The sequence below is a fragment of the Microbulbifer sp. ABF4_107 genome (genome assembly GCF_056312215.1).
This window is the reverse complement of the sequence record NZ_CM149983.1, coordinates 2,750,822-2,766,533: the sequence shown is the minus strand read 5'-3', so window position 1 is coordinate 2,766,533 and position 15,712 is coordinate 2,750,822. Positions and strand designations below refer to the sequence as shown.

9 protein-coding genes and 1 tRNA gene are annotated in these 15,712 nt (G+C 57.5%); 6 read left to right on the top strand and 4 right to left on the bottom strand.

The genetic code is table 11. The features are described 5' to 3' along the window. Positions 1 to 66: 66 nt before the first annotated feature. The 4 genes from tpiA to ACYX4K_RS11320 all read left to right on the top strand — a co-directional run bounded on the left by tpiA (position 67) and on the right by ACYX4K_RS11320 (position 3,047). On the top strand, positions 67 to 804 hold the full coding sequence (tpiA, locus tag ACYX4K_RS11335) for a triose-phosphate isomerase (protein ID WP_475092019.1): 738 nt from the start codon (positions 67 to 69) through the stop codon (positions 802 to 804). A 56-nt stretch (positions 805 to 860) separates the two neighbouring features. Continuing rightward, on the top strand, positions 861 to 1,292 hold the full coding sequence (gene secG, locus ACYX4K_RS11330) for a preprotein translocase subunit SecG (protein WP_475092020.1): 432 nt from the start codon (positions 861 to 863) through the stop codon (positions 1,290 to 1,292). 34 nt (positions 1,293 to 1,326) lie between these two features. Continuing rightward, a tRNA-Leu gene (locus tag ACYX4K_RS11325) sits at positions 1,327 to 1,412 on the top strand. A gap of 480 nt (positions 1,413 to 1,892) precedes the next feature. Then, positions 1,893 to 3,047, top strand: coding sequence for a hypothetical protein (locus tag ACYX4K_RS11320; RefSeq protein WP_475092021.1), 1,155 nt, complete (start codon positions 1,893 to 1,895; stop codon positions 3,045 to 3,047). A 91-nt stretch (positions 3,048 to 3,138) separates the two neighbouring features. Here the strand turns inward: ACYX4K_RS11320 and ACYX4K_RS11315 are convergent, their stop codons facing one another. Then, positions 3,139 to 3,858 carry a YebC/PmpR family DNA-binding transcriptional regulator gene (locus ACYX4K_RS11315; protein ID WP_475092022.1) on the bottom strand — a complete coding sequence of 240 codons (720 nt, stop codon included), beginning with the start codon at positions 3,856 to 3,858 and terminating at the stop codon, positions 3,139 to 3,141. A 226-nt stretch (positions 3,859 to 4,084) separates the two neighbouring features. Between ACYX4K_RS11315 and ACYX4K_RS11310 the strand changes: the two genes are divergently transcribed. Next, positions 4,085 to 9,277 carry a YncE family protein gene (locus ACYX4K_RS11310; protein ID WP_476178697.1) on the top strand — a complete coding sequence of 1,731 codons (5,193 nt, stop codon included), beginning with the start codon at positions 4,085 to 4,087 and terminating at the stop codon, positions 9,275 to 9,277. Next, entirely contained in the window at positions 9,252 to 10,646 is a 1,395-nt protein-coding gene (locus tag ACYX4K_RS11305; RefSeq protein WP_476178696.1) for an outer membrane protein assembly factor BamB family protein, read from the top strand. Before ACYX4K_RS11310 ends, ACYX4K_RS11305 begins: the two co-directional genes overlap by 26 nt. A 100-nt stretch (positions 10,647 to 10,746) precedes the next feature. Here the strand turns inward: ACYX4K_RS11305 and xdhC are convergent, their stop codons facing one another. Genes xdhC through xdhA form a run of 3 tightly spaced genes read right to left on the bottom strand, consistent with a single transcriptional unit; the run spans position 10,747 to position 15,609 of the window. Next, the gene (gene xdhC, locus ACYX4K_RS11300) at positions 10,747 to 11,637 is read right to left on the bottom strand and encodes a xanthine dehydrogenase accessory protein XdhC (RefSeq protein ID WP_475092024.1); all 891 of its coding nucleotides are present in this window, start codon (positions 11,635 to 11,637) and stop codon (positions 10,747 to 10,749) included. After that, on the bottom strand, positions 11,634 to 14,051 hold the full coding sequence (gene xdhB / locus ACYX4K_RS11295) for a xanthine dehydrogenase molybdopterin binding subunit (protein WP_475092025.1): 2,418 nt from the start codon (positions 14,049 to 14,051) through the stop codon (positions 11,634 to 11,636). Before xdhB ends, xdhC begins: the two co-directional genes overlap by 4 nt. After that, on the bottom strand, positions 14,044 to 15,609 hold the full coding sequence (xdhA, locus tag ACYX4K_RS11290; protein WP_475092026.1) for a xanthine dehydrogenase small subunit: 1,566 nt from the start codon (positions 15,607 to 15,609) through the stop codon (positions 14,044 to 14,046). Before xdhA ends, xdhB begins: the two co-directional genes overlap by 8 nt. Between the last annotated feature and the right edge of the window lie 103 nt (positions 15,610 to 15,712).

Below are 15,712 nucleotides of genomic sequence, written 5' to 3'. Positions count from 1 at the left end.
TCCGGAAACGCTGGTTGTATGTTACCGGCAATACCGCTAAGATTTGCGCCCCTTGGAGGAGCACCCATGCGTAAAACCCTGGTAGCTGCCAACTGGAAAATGCACGGCACCAAAGCGTTCGCCGAGCAACTGTTGGCCGAGCTGAACAGCGGACTGGAGTCCGGCAACTGCTCCTCTCAGGTAGTGGTCTGTCCCCCATACCCTTATTTAGGGTTGGTTGGCGACAAGATCGGGCAGGCACAACTGGGGGCACAGAACCTCAGCGAGCAGCCCTCCGGCGCCTTCACCGGAGAAGTCTCCGCGGAGATGCTGAAGGATTGCGGCGCGCACTACGTCATCGTAGGGCACTCCGAACGCAGAAGCCTGTACGGTGAAAGCAGCCAGCTGGTTGCGGCCAAATTTGCCGCCGCCAAATCCGCCGGCCTCATCCCGATGCTGTGCGTGGGCGAGTCACTCGAACAGCGCGAAGCCGGCAAGACCCTGGAAGTGGTCGCCGAGCAGATTCAGGCTGTGGTTGCACTGGGTCTGGAAGACACCTGGCAGAATGCCGTCATCGCCTACGAGCCCGTATGGGCCATCGGCACCGGCAAAACCGCCAGCCCGGAACAGGCGCAGGAAGTACACCAGTTCATTCGCCAGCAACTGGGCGAAGCCGGTGACAAAGTACAGATTCTCTACGGCGGCAGCGTAAAAGCCGGCAACGCCGCAGAACTGTTTACCAAGCCCGATATCGACGGCGCACTGGTAGGCGGGGCCTCATTAAAGGCCGAAGAGTTTATTCAGATTTGTTGCGCCGCAGATTGAGCGCAGCAAGAAATTTTTGAGCAAGGGCCAATGCCCGACAGCAGGTTTTCTGGACAATGGAAAAACTGGTACTAATCGTACATATCCTCACCGCGCTGAGCATCATCGCGCTGATTTTGCTGCAGCAAGGTAAGGGTGCGGAAGCAGGTGCCTCCTTCGGTGCTGGCGCTTCTCAGACCGTATTCGGCAGCCAGGGTAGCGGAAACTTCTTTTCCCGCTTGACTGCAATCATGGCGACGGTATTCTTCGTCACCAGCTTTGGCCTGGCCTACCTCGCCAGCAACAACAAAGCACCGGCAATCGACGGTATCCCGCAGGTACCGGCCGCGATTGAATCCCGCGAACAGCAGGACGAAATCCCAGCAGTGATTGAGAGCGACATCCCTGAAGTTCAGGACGAAGCCCCGGCCACTGACGAACTGCCCTCCGCAGAAGAAGCCCCCCAGGCCGAACTGCCGGAAGCAGCCACTGAGGAACAGCCTCAGTAAGCCGAAAGGCGAAATCAAAAACTGCAAAGTTTTTGCCCAGGTGGTGGAATTGGTAGACACGCTATCTTGAGGGGGTAGTGAGCTATGCTCGTGCGGGTTCAAGTCCCGCCCTGGGCACCATCTTAAAGTAGACGCGCTGAGAGAGTCGCATAGACCATGTCAGGAGCGTTTCCATACACCCCCCAAGGGAAACCTTGGGGGGTGTTTTCGTTTTTAGGCCTTGGAAGGTGTGACACTTCGCTGGGTATTAAATGCATTTATCAATGTCGGGCCATGGCGGCTCTTGGTCGAAAAATTAGGGCCATGCAGCAGCTGGGCAGTTGCAAGATTCTGAGGGCCCCTCGGCTGAGCTTCGTGAGCCGCTCGATTAGTGAGATACAAATGTGACTACATTTGTGTTTGGGCTTAGTAAGCCACCACCGTTGAGCGCCTGCAGCTCCGAAGGCAAAGTATTAAGTTTAATATTCCTGGGGGCAGGGAATTGATGGTTCGTTGACCGGTAGATGCAATGCGTCTACTGCTTATATATTCAGCGTGCTAAGGTAGCTTCCTGTAAAAGAAGCACAAAAAATAAACTCAGCTTGAAGTAAGGAAGTTGCGGTGAAGATTTTTATCCATGCTGGGACATTTAAAACGGGTAGCTCAGCACTCCAGGATTCCCTGTACAAACAAAGAGAAAAACTATTAGAAAACAAGGTGTTATTTCCGTTAGCAGGGATATCAAAAAATGGTGAATCTATTGGTTATCGGCATAGTAGGTTTGTCTATGAATATGGTAAAGACTCCTATCAAAAACTGCTTTCTGACCTCAAAAGTGAAATCGAAGTTCATCGGCCGGAAAAGCTGATTCTTTCAAGCGAAGCTTGGTCAAGACCAGGAGCCGCAGTTAAGCTTTTCGATCTTATCAGTCATCTTCAACCTTACTCCACTGAAGAAATTTCAGTGATTTTTGTTGTGCGTAATGTTTTTGACTATGCAGTTAGTCACTACCGGGAGTTTGTAAGGCGTTGGGGGTGGTCCACGGAGTTTGGAGAATACTTAACAAAACGATTTGCGTTTTTTGATTACAACAAGCTTTTTAAGCCTTTTCTTGAAAAGGGCATCAAGGTTGAGTTTCTGAACTACTCACAAAGTGTTACTCAAGAAATCATTGAGGCAATGGGGCTTGAATGCCTTCTGGTGGTTGATTTAGCAGACCGAAAAAATGTCGGCCTTAGCGCTCCAGACATTGAAATATACCGAATCATCAACAGTACCAGAAGCGCTAAAATTCGGAATGCGGTGCCAAGTTTTCAAGAAGTCCTGGAAAAAATGGGCCTGTCTGCTAAGCACTCTAAGTATATCGAAGGCCCTCCACCGATTGAGTTTAGGGATAGATTTGATGAAAAATATCAACAGACATTTTCCGAGCTCACAGGCTTACCTTGTCACTTACTGGACTACGACCACTCCAGGTTTCGAGAGCCGGGCATTATTTGGCTAAGTAAAGTGAAGCCTCTTATCCGCTTCTATTTTGATGAGGGACCGTTATCTGGGCGCTGCTATACTGACTCTTCTCAATCGAGGTATGAGCGCCTTGAGGTGGAAAACCGAGAGCTTAAGAGAAACCTAGATGAAAAAGAAAAAGTGCTTGCCGATCTTGAGTTAAAAGTCAGCGATCTTGAGAGGAGCTATCCTTCAGCGCGAATGAAAGCCGCGATTCGTGCTTTACGAGGTGCCGTCAACCGTTTGATCCGCAAAGTCACGACAGTATAGTGGTCAACTCTTTTTGGTCACTGAGCGTTGAGAGTACTAGTCCAAGTTCCGGAATTTGGGCTAGTACCTTATAAATAGACTCATTCGGGAGCTACATATTCTCCACGTTATGATAAACCGCCTGCACATCCTCCAAGTCATCCAGCATCGCCGTAAACTTCTCAAACAGCGCCACATCATCCCCGGTCACCTGGGTATACGTCTGCGGCACAAACTGAATTTCGTCCACGTCAAAATCAATTTCACCAAAGGCTTCAATTAACGCCTGCTTGGCTTTGTTGTAATCCGTATGCGGGGCGAAGACGGAGAGTTTGCCGTCTTCGTTTTCGATATCGGTGACGTCAACGTCCGCTTCCATCAGGGCTTCCAGTACCGCTTCTTCGTCGTCGTGTTTGAATACGAGGATGGCGAGGTGGTCGAAGCTGTGGCTGACGGAGCCTTCGGTGCCGATCTTGCACTTGGTTTTGGTGAACGCCTGGCGCACGTCGCCGAAGGTGCGGTTGGGGTTGTCGGTGAGGCATTCGATGATGGCCATGCAGCCGCCGGGGCCGAAGCCTTCGTAGCGGGCGCGGGAGAAGTCTTCGCCGCCGCCGCCTTTGGCTTTGTCGATGGCCTTTTCAATCACGTGGGTGGGCACCTGTTCTTTCTTGGCGCGGTCGATCAGGCTGCGCAGGGCGAGGTTGCCGTTGGGGTCGATGCCGCCGGCTTTGGCGGTCACGTAAATCTCGCGGCCGTAGCGGCTGTAGACTCTGGCCTTCATGTTCGAGGTCTTGGCCATTGATTCTTTGCGGTTCTGGTAGGCTCGGCCCATGGGGGGGTGCTCCGGGTTCTCTGGTATCCGATGAAGGGGCGATTTTACTGGGGCGGCGGGGGGATGAGAAGCTATTCGAATTCGATGGGGGCGAGTGTAATCGCGTGTAATTGAACAGGCGTGTCAAGTTGCGTAATTTACATACCCAGAAAAGTTGGGGAACTCCGCGCCAGAGTTGATGGTTTTGGAGTCCTTTTGCATAAAAAATGTTCACTTGGCTTTCAAAATGTCGACTAAAACAATAAATATCATTTCCCGGGGTCTGTTCCTTCTGTCGGTAACCGCACTGGCCGCCTGTGGCGGTGGTGGAGGCGGTGACGGTTCATCGGGTGGCCCATCGGATCCAAACCCGAATCCCCCGCCCGCCTCCGTTGAGCCCGTTGTGCTCGATGGCCATGCGGTCAAGGGCCCCCTCAGTAACGCGGCGGTCGGTGTTTACTCGATTTTGACCGGGGCGTCTCTGAAAGGCGAGTTGCTCGCAGACGGTAGCACCGAGGCGGCGGGTGCGTTTGAGGGCATCGAGTTCGAGTTGGATGACGCGGACTATTATCTGGTCGAAGTAACTGCCGATACAGACACCGTCGACATTTCCACCGGCGAGGCGCCGGTTGTGACGACACTGGCCACCCTTGCTCTGAGCGACGCGCTGGAAAGCGGGGAGCCTGTCTACGCCACCGTCAGTACCACCCTGGTGGTGGAAATGCTGCGCCTCAATGGTGGTGCCGAGAGCGCTGCACAATTCGACGAACTAGTTGATCGCTATTCTGCAACGGTGGGCTCTGAGCTCGGATTTGGTCTGTTGCAGGGTGTGGACCTGTTCAGGCAGGAACCTCTTGTTATTGAGACCAAAGCCGCTACGGAGGCGCTGCTTGACTACCGTACTGCACTGGAAGCTCAGGTTGCGCTGATCTGGCAGGTCTCGCTGGAGCTGGGGCAGCCGGTTTCCCGAGTACTGGAACTGATGGCGGCGGACCTGCTGGACGGTCAGTACGATGGCCTCACCTCGCTGACGGCCGCCGACTTTATCGAAGGTAGCCAGCAGGTGTTTGAAGTGGCCGCACGCCAGGTGATTGGCGAGCTGATTATTCCGGGAACGGGGGCCGTACGCGGCGAGGGCGCAGAGGATTATCTTGCGGGTGAAACCGCGCAGCTACTCCTGATGGAAGCGGCTGAAACGGCGCCTGGGGCCGATACTGTGGCGTTGGAAAATGCCCCTTCACCGATCGTACTGGCGGCGCTCGGTCCGGATATGGATGCCGACGGAAGACCGGATGAGATTGACGAAGATATCGACGGCGATGGTGTTCTCAATATCGCGGATGCCTTCCCTCTGGATCCCTCGGAAACCCTGGACAGCGACAGCGATGGTGTCGGCGATAACGGTGACGCCTATCCAACGGATGGAAATTGTAGCGTTGAGGAACACGGCAATGGTGGCGAGTGCTATCTGACCGCCCTTTCAGCCTATGAAATTGACCAGAGTATCGCGGGGGAGGACGGCAGTGTCCTGCTGGTCGCGAGCACTGAGGCCGAGTTGACCCTGTTCCGGTACGTGCCGGAATCACAGGGCATTGAAGAGAAGATCGTGCTCGCCGTGGACGACGTAATGCCCACATCGGTATTGGTACACGAGGGACATACGCGCACCTACATTGCCTACCCGGATGGCGCCATTCGTTACCTGGATGGCAGTAGCCTGCGGTTACTCACCAATATCGGCTTTCCTGTGCTGAACCTCGCTGCGGCGGGTGACTACCTCTTTGTCGCCGCGGATGATGATAAGGGAACCACTCACCTGACTCTGGCCAGCAGCGGCCAGCTTATGTACCAGCGGGATTATGAAAATAATTTCCTCTCTGCCGACTGGTCTGACTCGCTTGGGCGACTCTTTTTCCGCACTGGTACTTCTTCGGCCTCTCGCCTGGCTTATCTCGATATCAATCAGAGTAACGGTCAGTTCAATTACGACTATTACTACCCTTACGACAACGATTATTACCCGGATGGGCAGGTGTTGGTGCTCGACAATGTCAACCGGGTACTGACAGGCTCGGGTGTGCAATTTAAGGCCGATAGTCAGGACCGCTCCGAATTCGATCTGCTGCCGTTTGATCGCGCCGAGTATGACGGCCATGATCTGGTCACGGCAGGTACCAACGCTCAAGGCGCGACAAGCGTGAAAGCTTACACCCGCAACGGTGAACTGTACGAGACGCAGAGTTTTGTGGGCGCTACCAGCGCATTGATGGCGCGGGAAAACGAGTACTTCCTGGTGACTCGCGAGGCTTCCGGACAGTTCCATTTTCATACATTTGGAACTGACCGCGACCTGGATGACGATGGTGTAGAAAATGTCGATGACCATTTCCCAACGGATCCGGCGGCGTCGCTGGATTCCGATGGTGATGGTTGGCCGGACAGCTGGAATGCTGGCTACAGTGAGACAGACTCCACCACCGGGCTCACTCTGGATGCTTACCCTGAAGATTCCGCCTGCCAGGAGGTCTCGGAAGGAAACGGCACGGTATGCGATGTTACAAATGCCGTTGTGATCGGTGAGGTGGAAAAATCTGTTCTGCACGACAACATTGTTTATGCCCTGTCGGTGAGCGAGCAGATCATTTATCGATGGGATCTGATGCAGGAAGAAAACCTGAACCCGATCCTGCTTGCGCGTGAGTTGACCGGAGCACAGGCGGTATCCATTGCGGTAACAGATAACGGAAATTTGCTGGTCGCCGATGATGCCGGGGTTGCGCACCGCATTTCCAGTGTTCAACCACTGCAGTCGGAGCGGCTGCTCCAGGTGGCGGGTCGTGATGTCGACCTGGTTAATGCCGGGCCGCACCTGCTGGTCGCGGAAACCACCAACTCCGGGTACCGAAAATTCAATGTGTTGAGCTCTGATTTCGATCGCCTCAATTATTTTCAGATCTACAACGACTCGGTCGATCTCGAGTATCACGCCGAAACCGATCGTCTCTACTGGAATGAAAATAGCTACGACGGGCAGTTACGTAGTGGTGCGATAAGCCCGGAAACAGGGTACCTGGGTTACACCCGGACGTTCAGGTTTGCCCCCCCAGAGCTGCCAGCGTTTGTCGCAGTATCTCCGGATGCAGGTCGTATTCTAGTGGGGGGAGATACGGTGGTGCGTGATATGCAGGGCACCCCGTACAGCCAACAATTGCCGTTGTCGGAATCCTGGCCTGCGCTCAGCAGCGAGTTCTATCCCCGCGATGCATTCTGGTGGAATACGATATCGACAGTACTGTTCCAGATCGAGGACAACCTGTGGCTGGCTGCCTACGACGCACAGCTGAGCAAGCCCTTGTTCAGTATGGATCTGGGGACACTTGATGGCCGACAGGTGCTGCAGTACGACGAAGGTCTTGTCTATCTGGAGCCCGATGCCGGAACCGGCATGTCGTTCCGGAAAATTCCACTATTTGGCGACGCGGATGAAGATGGTATTCCCTACTGGTGGGAGTTCCAGTTTGGGCTGGATGACGACGATGCCTCGGATGCTGACCAGGATCTCGATGGCGACGGCCTGAGTAACCTGGAGGAGTTTATCGCCTCCACCTCTGCCACCGAAGCAGACTCTGACGGCGATGGTCTGAATGACGGGGATGAGGTTTTTGTTCATGAAACCAACCCGAGTGAAAAAGATTCTGATGGCGACCTGATGCCGGATGCGTGGGAGCTGGCTGCCGGCCTGGACCCCAACAGCGCGGGCGATATGGCAGAGGATCTGGACGGTGATGGGTACGCCAACTACATCGAGTATATCAATGGCACCGATGCGGCCGAGGCCGGCTCAGTGCCGGCCAGCGTATCGAACGCGTATTTCTCGTTTGAAGACGGCCGCATTCCTGAAGAGTTTGTGGTGGCATCGGCGCCCGATGAGGTGGCGGTCACAACCGACCAGGCGAGCCATGGTAGCCATGCGCTGGTACTAGATGGCAGTGCCAACATCACCTGGCAGCGAAACTTTTCACCTGCCGAGCTTTCTTTTGATCTGGTGTCGGATTGTTACAACTACTACAGCAAAGACGTATCGGTTCGTGTAAATGGCGAGCTGGTCTATGCCGGGAATCCGCCGCAGACTGCCTGGAATACCCAGACTGTATTGATGGCGGGTGGTAAAAATGAACTGAGCATTTCTATTCAGGGCACTGGTGCAAGTTGTTCGGTATACCTTGATAACTTTGTTGTTGAGCCACTGAAAAATGTTTTTGAAATGGGTACGAGTTTTGTTGCCTCGAACGGCAACAGAATCCAGTTCTACGATTTTGAAAGAAACCTGCAGAAAGAAGTCGAGGTTGCCGGGAATGAGGAGTACACGGGATACGCTCGCGACCTGGCCACGTTGGAAGACGGGCGAGTTGCCGTATTCAATGGCACCTTCGAGCCGGTTCTCAGTATCTACGCCCCGCACCTGCATGAGTGGGCGCATTACTCGGCGCCCGGTTGGTCGACCATCAACAATGGCAGTTATGGCGGTATCGACGCTATTGGTGAGCGCGTATTTGTCACCAACATGTCGACCTCTGGCAGCCCCAATCAGGGCATAGTGGTATTTGATCTCGGTGATGGCTCGGTCGAATTTGTGAGTGGTAAGGGTTATATCGACCTGACCGTAGGGGAGGATGGATACCTTTACGCATTTAGCGGTGGTGCCATCGATAAATATGATCCGGACACCATGGGGCTACTGGCAGAAATTACCGTGAACAGTGGCAGAAGCGTTGCGGTCAATGCGGCTGGTGAGTTCTTTGTTGCCGATTGGAATGGTCAAGTCACCAAGTACGATCAATCCGGTGTTGAACAGGCCAGCCTGGATATCGGTGGCAGTTTTTACGATATCTCCCTGCGCCCGAATGGCGACCTGCTGTTGTCATCCCGGTTTAATGATCTGGTGATGGCGGATACCAATCTGAATAGTGCTGTTAACCTGTCCGTTTATGCAGCGTTTATTGATTTTACGCCGCACCTGGATAGCGACGACGACGGTCTTCCCGATTGGTGGGAGGCCGGCAATGGCCTCGATCCCCACGACGCCAGTGACGCGAACTCGGACTATGACCTCGACAATCTCACCGCCGCAGAAGAGTTTGTGCTGGGTACCCGCGCAAACAAAACGGACACGGATGAAGATTCCGTCAATGATGGTGACGAGGTGCTGGTACGCGGTACAGATCCTCTGAATCCGGATTCAGACGGTGACGGCCTGAATGATGGCGAAGAGGTCGCCGCAGGCACGGATCCGACCCTGATGGATTCCGATGGCGATGGCCTTACGGACCTGGAAGAGGTAGAGGTGTACGGTTCCGACCCATTGGCCAGTGACTCCGATATGGATGGTATGGATGACCTGTACGAAATCACCTATGGCCTGGACGTTCAGGTCAGATGATGCCGCAGCGGATGCGGATGACGATGGCCTGACGAATCTCGAAGAGGCGGTGATCGGCAGCTCCCCAGTGCTTTCTGATACCGACGGCGATACGCTGAGTGATTTTGATGAGTACGCGATTCACGATACCTCTCCGCTGTTGCGGGACAGTGATGGCGACATCATGCGGGACGACTGGGAGCTACTCGTAGGACTGGATCCCAACGCTCCAGGAGACGCTGCGGAAGATCTGGACTCGGATACTTTCTCCAACCTGGAAGAGTACGTTGCGCATACTTCACCATCAAATGAAACAGAGTTTCCGCGGCCGATCGTCTGGGGTACCGCGCAGGGCGGCGCGGATCATACCGGCTATACCCCCTGGGACCTGGACGAAAGTGATTTCAGCTTGCGCTGGAACAAGGCCTTCCCGGATACCCCGCAACTGCACGGCGCCGCCGCTGGCGATGGCCGGGTGTTTGTTTCCAGCAGTAGTTATTACAGCAACCAGCGGATTTACGGTCTGAATGCGGAAACTGGCGAGCTACTGTGGGAAAAAGCCTATGACGATATCAGTAGCCTGAATGCTCCGGCCTACGATGATGGCCAGGTCTTTTTCCAAACCGGCGGGCACGGGGATTCTTTTGTTCGCGGTGTCGATGCGGAAACCGGGGCCTTGTCTTTCGCCACGTCCTATTCGAATCAATGGTCCAGGTATCTCGCTCCAACGCCGTTTGATGGCCAGTTGTATATGGCGGGTGGCTATTACGGGGGAATGTACTCCCACAATGCGGAGACCGGCGATCAAAACTGGTTTGCGAATACTGCGCAATACGATGGGTTTACACCGGCGGTAGATGACGACTACGTCTACGCATTTATTACCGACTTTGCTGCATATGACCGGGTGACGGGGGAGCTTGCCTACACCATCGACTTCCCCAATTTTAATTGGCGTGGTTACGACGTAGATATGGCGACCGTGCTGACCGGGCTGGGGAACTCGGTGGCGATTCAGCAGGGTACTCTGGTGGTATTTGATCTGGAGCAGAGAGCGATCCTGTGGGAGCGTTCCGGCAGCTATGTCGGGCAACCGTCTTCGCACCTGGGGCAGATTTTTGCCCTCGAGTCCGGCATTTTGAAGGTCATTGATGAACCTACCGGAGATACCTTGTGGAGTTACGAGGCCAGTGAGTCTCTGACTTCCAACATTGTGATCACCAGAACCCATGTGTTCGTTGGAGGCGGTACCACGACCTTTGCCATTGATCTGGAAAGCCAGGAGACTGTGTGGAGTTACACTGCCTCCGGCGATCTCAGCCTCAGTGATGAAGGGGTGCTGTATATTTCCGGGCACGAGCTGACCGCGATTGATCTGTTGCCGGAATAGCGAAACCAAAAAAAGACCGGCCAGTGGCCGGTCGCAAAGACAGGGTAGGTATTGGCTAGCATGTAGCCCCCTGAGTGAACACGGGTTCGGCGCGGCGGGGTCAGCCCGCCTGCGCGCGTAATGCTTCTTCGGGTTGCGGGCTGTTCAGGTCCCGCAGCTGGTTCCATGGCAGACCGCGGCGGGGTTGCCGGTCTGCACTGCCAGTGGCCTCCGCCACCAGCGCAATCATCTCCGCACTGATCGACACCGCCACTTCCATGGGGCGCTTGCCGGGCACGTCTGTTCGCCCTACGGGGCAGCGGATGTTGCCGATCTCCTCCTCGCTGAACCCCCGCTGCAGCAGCCGCTGCTGAAAACGCACCGCCTTGGTCTGTGAGCCGATCAGGCCGATCGAGGCCGCAGCTATTCCATGGCGGCGGTGTTCCAGCAGTTTCCAGCACAGGTCAAAGTCCAGTGCGTGGTTGTGGGTGAGGATCAGTACGTGGGCGTTCTCGCACAGTTCGGGGGCGTCGCCGGCCGGATCGTCGGTGTGATGGACCGTGACGTTGGCGGGGATCTGCTGTGGAAAGGTCTCCGCGCGGGCGTCCACCCAGGTCACCTGCCAGGGCAGTTGCCCGACGATGGTCATGATGGCCTGGGCGACGTGGCCGGCACCGAACACCACCAGCCGGGCATCGCTGCCACCGTGGGCTTCCAGCAATACGGCGACGCTGCCGCCGCAGCACTGACCGAGGCTGGCGCCCAACGGAAAGTGCGCGAGATCGAAACCGTATTCCCGGGTGTCGAGGCGCCCGCGGGCACGCTCGATTACTTTGTATTCCAGGTGGCCGCCGCCGATGGTGTCGTAGGTATCCCCGGCGGTGATGACCATTTTGCTGGCGGGCTCCCGCGGTACGGAGCCGGTGACCCCGAGTACTGTGACCAGTACATAGGGTTCGCCGCGTTGTTCACAGTCGGCAACGGCCTTGTGCCACGGGAGTTGCTGCATCATGCGGGTTCGCCCTCCTCAACCGGGGCCGCGGTGCTGCTCGCGGTCTGGTTTTCCATCCATTGCTGGGTGCGGGTGACGGCGTCCAGTACCCGCTCCGGAGTGGCCGGGGTATCCAGCGGTACACAGACCCGGTAATCCGCGACGCTGGCGACGGCGTCGCGCAGGGCGGACCACACGGACATGCCGAGCATAAACGGCGGTTCGCCCACGGCCTTGGAGCGGAATACGGTGGCCTCTTTGTTGGGGCTGTTTTCCAGCAGGTTGACCCGGAAATCGAGTGGCGCGTCGGACACCGCGGGGATTTTGTAGGTGGCTGGGCCGTTGCTGAGCAGGCGGCCGTCGTCGGCGTAGACCAGTTCCTCGGTGGTGAGCCAGCCGGCCCCCTGTACAAAGGCGCCCTCGATCTGGCCGATGTCGATGGCCGGGTTCAGGGACTGGCCCACGTCGTGGAGGATGTCCGTGCGCAGGGTGCGGTATTCCCCGGTGAGGGTGTCGACGATCACTTCCGAGCAGGCGGCGCCGTTGGCGTAGTAATAGAACGGGCGGCCCTGGCCGGTGCTGCGGTCGTAGTGAATTTTCGGGGTCTGATAGTAGCCGCTGGAGAACAATGGAATGCGCGCGGTGTAGGCGCCCTGTACAAACTCGGCCCAGTCCACCGCGTGTTCACCGGCGATGATCTGGTTGTTGGCAAAGCGCACTTCGTTGGCGTCCACGCCGAATTTCTGTGCGGCGTAGTCGGCCAGGTTGGCTTTGATTTTTTCACAGGCATCCAGCGCCGCCATGCCGTTCAGGTCGGAACCGGAAGACGCGGCAGTGGGAGAGGTGTTGGGCACCTTGTCCGTGCGGGTGGAGGTGACCTTGATCTTGTCGAGGTCCACCTGGAAGGCGGCGGCCACTACCTGCGCGACCTTGATATACAGGCCCTGACCCATCTCGGTGCCGCCGTGGTTCACCAGGATGCTGCCGTCGGTGTAGATATGCACCAGCGCGCCGGCCTGGTTCAGATGCTGCACGGTAAAGGAGATACCGAACTTGATCGGGGTGAGGGAAATGCCCCGTTTCAGTACCGGGTTGCTGCGGTTGAACGCGGCGATTTCTTGCCGGCGTTTGCGGTAGTCGGAACTGGTTTCGAGCTTTTCCATCAGCTCCGCGAGTACGTGCTGCTCCACCACCTGACCGTAGTGAGTGGTGTCGCGCCCGGGGCGGTACAGGTTGCGCTTGCGCACATCCAGCGGGTCCAGTTGCAGGTAGCGGGCGATATCGTCCATGGCCATCTCGATGGTCATCATCCCCTGGGGGCCGCCGAAACCGCGGAAGGCGGTGTTGGACACCGTGTGGGTTTTGCAGCGGTGGCCGGTGACCCGTGCCGGGCCCAGGCTGTAGGCGTTGTCCGAATGGAACATGGCACGGTCGACGATGGCGTCCGACAGATCCGGGGAATAACCGCAGCGGCCGGCGACCATGATGTCCGCGCCCTGCAGGACGCCGTCGTCGTCGAAGCCGAGGTCGTAGGTGTTGTAGAAGTCGTGGCGTTTGCCGGTCTGCACCATGTCGTCGTAGCGGGCGAGGCGGTATTTCACCGCGCGGCCGGTGTGGCGGGCCAGCATGGCGGCGACGCAGGCGAGCGGCGCGGCCTGGGTTTCCTTGCCGCCGAAGCCGCCGCCCATACGGCGCACTTCCACGGTGACTTCGTGGATCGGCAGGTTCAGTACTTCTGCTACCAGCGTCTGCACTTCCGAGGGGTGCTGGCTGGAGGTGTGCACGTGCACGCCGGCGTCTTCGGTGGGTTCCACCAGGCAGGCCTGGCCTTCCAGATAAAAATGTTCCTGGCCGCCCACATTGATTTCACCCTGCAAGCGGTGCGGGGCTTCCTTCAAAGCTTTTTCATAATCGCCCCGCTGCTGGGTGTGATCCGGGCGCACGAACAATTGCTTTTTCAGCGCATCGTGCACGGTGACCGCGTGATCCAGCGGTTCGTATTCCACTTTGGCGAGGCGTGCGGCCTGGCGCGCGGCGCGCAGGCTGGTGGCGGCGACGGCGAACAGCGGCTGGCCGATATGCTCGACCAGGCCGTTGGCCAGTACCGGATCGCCGGGGAACACCGGGCCGATATCGATATGCCCGGGCACATCGTCCACGGTCAGTACGGCGACGACGCCGGGAAAGGCGCGCACTGCCGACAGGTCCATAGATTTGATTCTGGCGTGGGCGTGGCTGCTGTGGCCGACGGCGGCGTGCAACAGGCCTTCCGGTTCCGGCAGGTCGTCGATATAGCGGGCTTCACCGCGCACGTGCTTCCAGGCGCTGTCGTGCATGGCGGAATTGCCGGCGACACCGCGGGCGGAATTGATATGGGTGGCCGGGTTTTTCTCGGAGTTGCTGTTCGAGTGGGAGACGTCTGGGAGTTTACGCATATTCGGTCACCATCAATGGCTTTTCATTGTTATCCGTGTGGTGTTTGACGGGTTTGAAGTCGCTGCGCGCGGAGTCGAGCAGTGCGCGGCGAATCAGGTTGCCGGCCACCTGCTGGCGATACTGCGCGGAGGCGCGCACATCGGTCATGGGCGCGAAGTCTTCGGCGAGTGCTTTTACCGCGGCGACCACGGAACTCAGGTTCCAGGGCTGGCCGCGCAGCGCTGCTTCGGCATTGGCGGCGCGCTTGGGAATGGCGGCCATGCCGCCGAAGGCGAGGCGACAGTCTTCCACAATGGCGCCGTCGATCTTCAGCCAGAAGGCGGCGAGCACTGCGGAAATATCATCGTCCAGACGCTTGGAAATTTTGTAGATCAGCAGCTGTTCATCGGGCTGGGAAGCGGGAATCCACACACCGCGGATAAATTCGTTTTCCCGCAGGTCGGTTTTTTTGTAGTCGAGGAAAAACTCTTCCAGCGGCAGGCGGCGCACGCCGTCTGTGCTGTCCAGTTCCAGCTCGGCGCCCAGCGCGATCAGCGCCGGAGGCATATCGCCGATGGGGGAGGCGTTGCCGATGTTGCCGCCCACGGTGCCGCGGTTGCGGATCTGTTTGGAACCGAGGCGTTCCAGCATGGTGTGGAAGTGGGGCCAGCGGCTGGCGAGCGCGTGTTCCGCAGCGCGGTAGTTGGCAGCGGCGCCCAGATAGAGGCCGTCTTGCTGCTCGCGGATTTCCTGCAGCTCGGGAATATTGTTCAGCCCGATCACGTGGTCCAGGTCCCGCAGGAACTGGGTGATCTCCAGGGATAAATCGGTACCGCCGGCGACCATGCGCGCCTGGGGGTGTTCCGCGCGCAGCTGGCGCAGTTGTTCCAGGGTGGTGGGCGCGTCGTAGCGGCGGCCGTTTTCCGTGGCGACGGCAATGGGGTTGTGCTGCACCTGTTTGAGCTGCGCGATCATTTCCGGGTTTTGCAGCCAGGCGGGGCCGCGCAGGTCGAGCTCGGTGGAATTCTGTTGTTGTTCCGTGCCCTCAACCTCAGTCTCAACCGGCTGCCACTCCTGCACCGCGGCCTTGCGGCCTGCTTCCACAATCGGGCGGTAGCCGGTACAGCGGCACAGGTTGCCGCCAAGGGATTCCATCAGAGCCGCGTCGTCCGCAGTCTTGCCGTTGGCTGCGCTCTCGGTGTGCAGGGCGAACAGGGACATGATGATGCCCGGGGTGCAGAAGCCGCACTGGGCGCCGTGGCATTCCACCATTTCTTTCTGCACCGGGTGCGCCGGTTCTGTCTGCAGGCCGTCCACGGTGATCAGGTGTTTGCCGTGCAGGCTGCCAACTAAGGCGATGCAGCTGTTGACGCTGTCGTAACGCAAGCGGTCTTCGCCGGTGGCTGTTGTCGATTCAATGGAGCCGATGGCCACGGTACAGGCCCCGCAGTCGCCGGAGGCGCAGCCTTCTTTGGTGCCCGGGAGCCGCGCTTCGGTGCGCAGCCACTCCAGTACGGTGAGGTTGGGGTCGACGCTCGCCAGCTGCTGATGCCGACCATTCAGATAGAACTCGATCACTGTTTTCCCCGCATTATTCGTTTGCTTATTGGTTTTGCGATGGTGGTTGCCGGGCCTGCCTGGGCGGTTACCTTCACAGGCAGGTGCCGGCGGGTTTTCTCTC

What these genes read in the sequence shown, in the direction of transcription:
- tpiA (WP_475092019.1), top strand. Translation starts at nt 67, where the DNA reads ATGCGTAAAACCCTGGTAGCTGCCAACTGGAAAATGCACGGCACCAAA.
- secG (WP_475092020.1), top strand. Translation starts at nt 861, where the DNA reads ATGGAAAAACTGGTACTAATCGTACATATCCTCACCGCGCTGAGCATC.
- ACYX4K_RS11315 (WP_475092022.1), bottom strand. Translation starts at nt 3,858, where the DNA reads ATGGGCCGAGCCTACCAGAACCGCAAAGAATCAATGGCCAAGACCTCG.
- ACYX4K_RS11310 (WP_476178697.1), top strand. Translation starts at nt 4,085, where the DNA reads ATGTCGACTAAAACAATAAATATCATTTCCCGGGGTCTGTTCCTTCTG.
- ACYX4K_RS11305 (WP_476178696.1), top strand. Translation starts at nt 9,252, where the DNA reads ATGGCCTGGACGTTCAGGTCAGATGATGCCGCAGCGGATGCGGATGAC.
- xdhC (WP_475092024.1), bottom strand. Translation starts at nt 11,637, where the DNA reads ATGATGCAGCAACTCCCGTGGCACAAGGCCGTTGCCGACTGTGAACAA.
- xdhB (WP_475092025.1), bottom strand. Translation starts at nt 14,051, where the DNA reads ATGCGTAAACTCCCAGACGTCTCCCACTCGAACAGCAACTCCGAGAAA.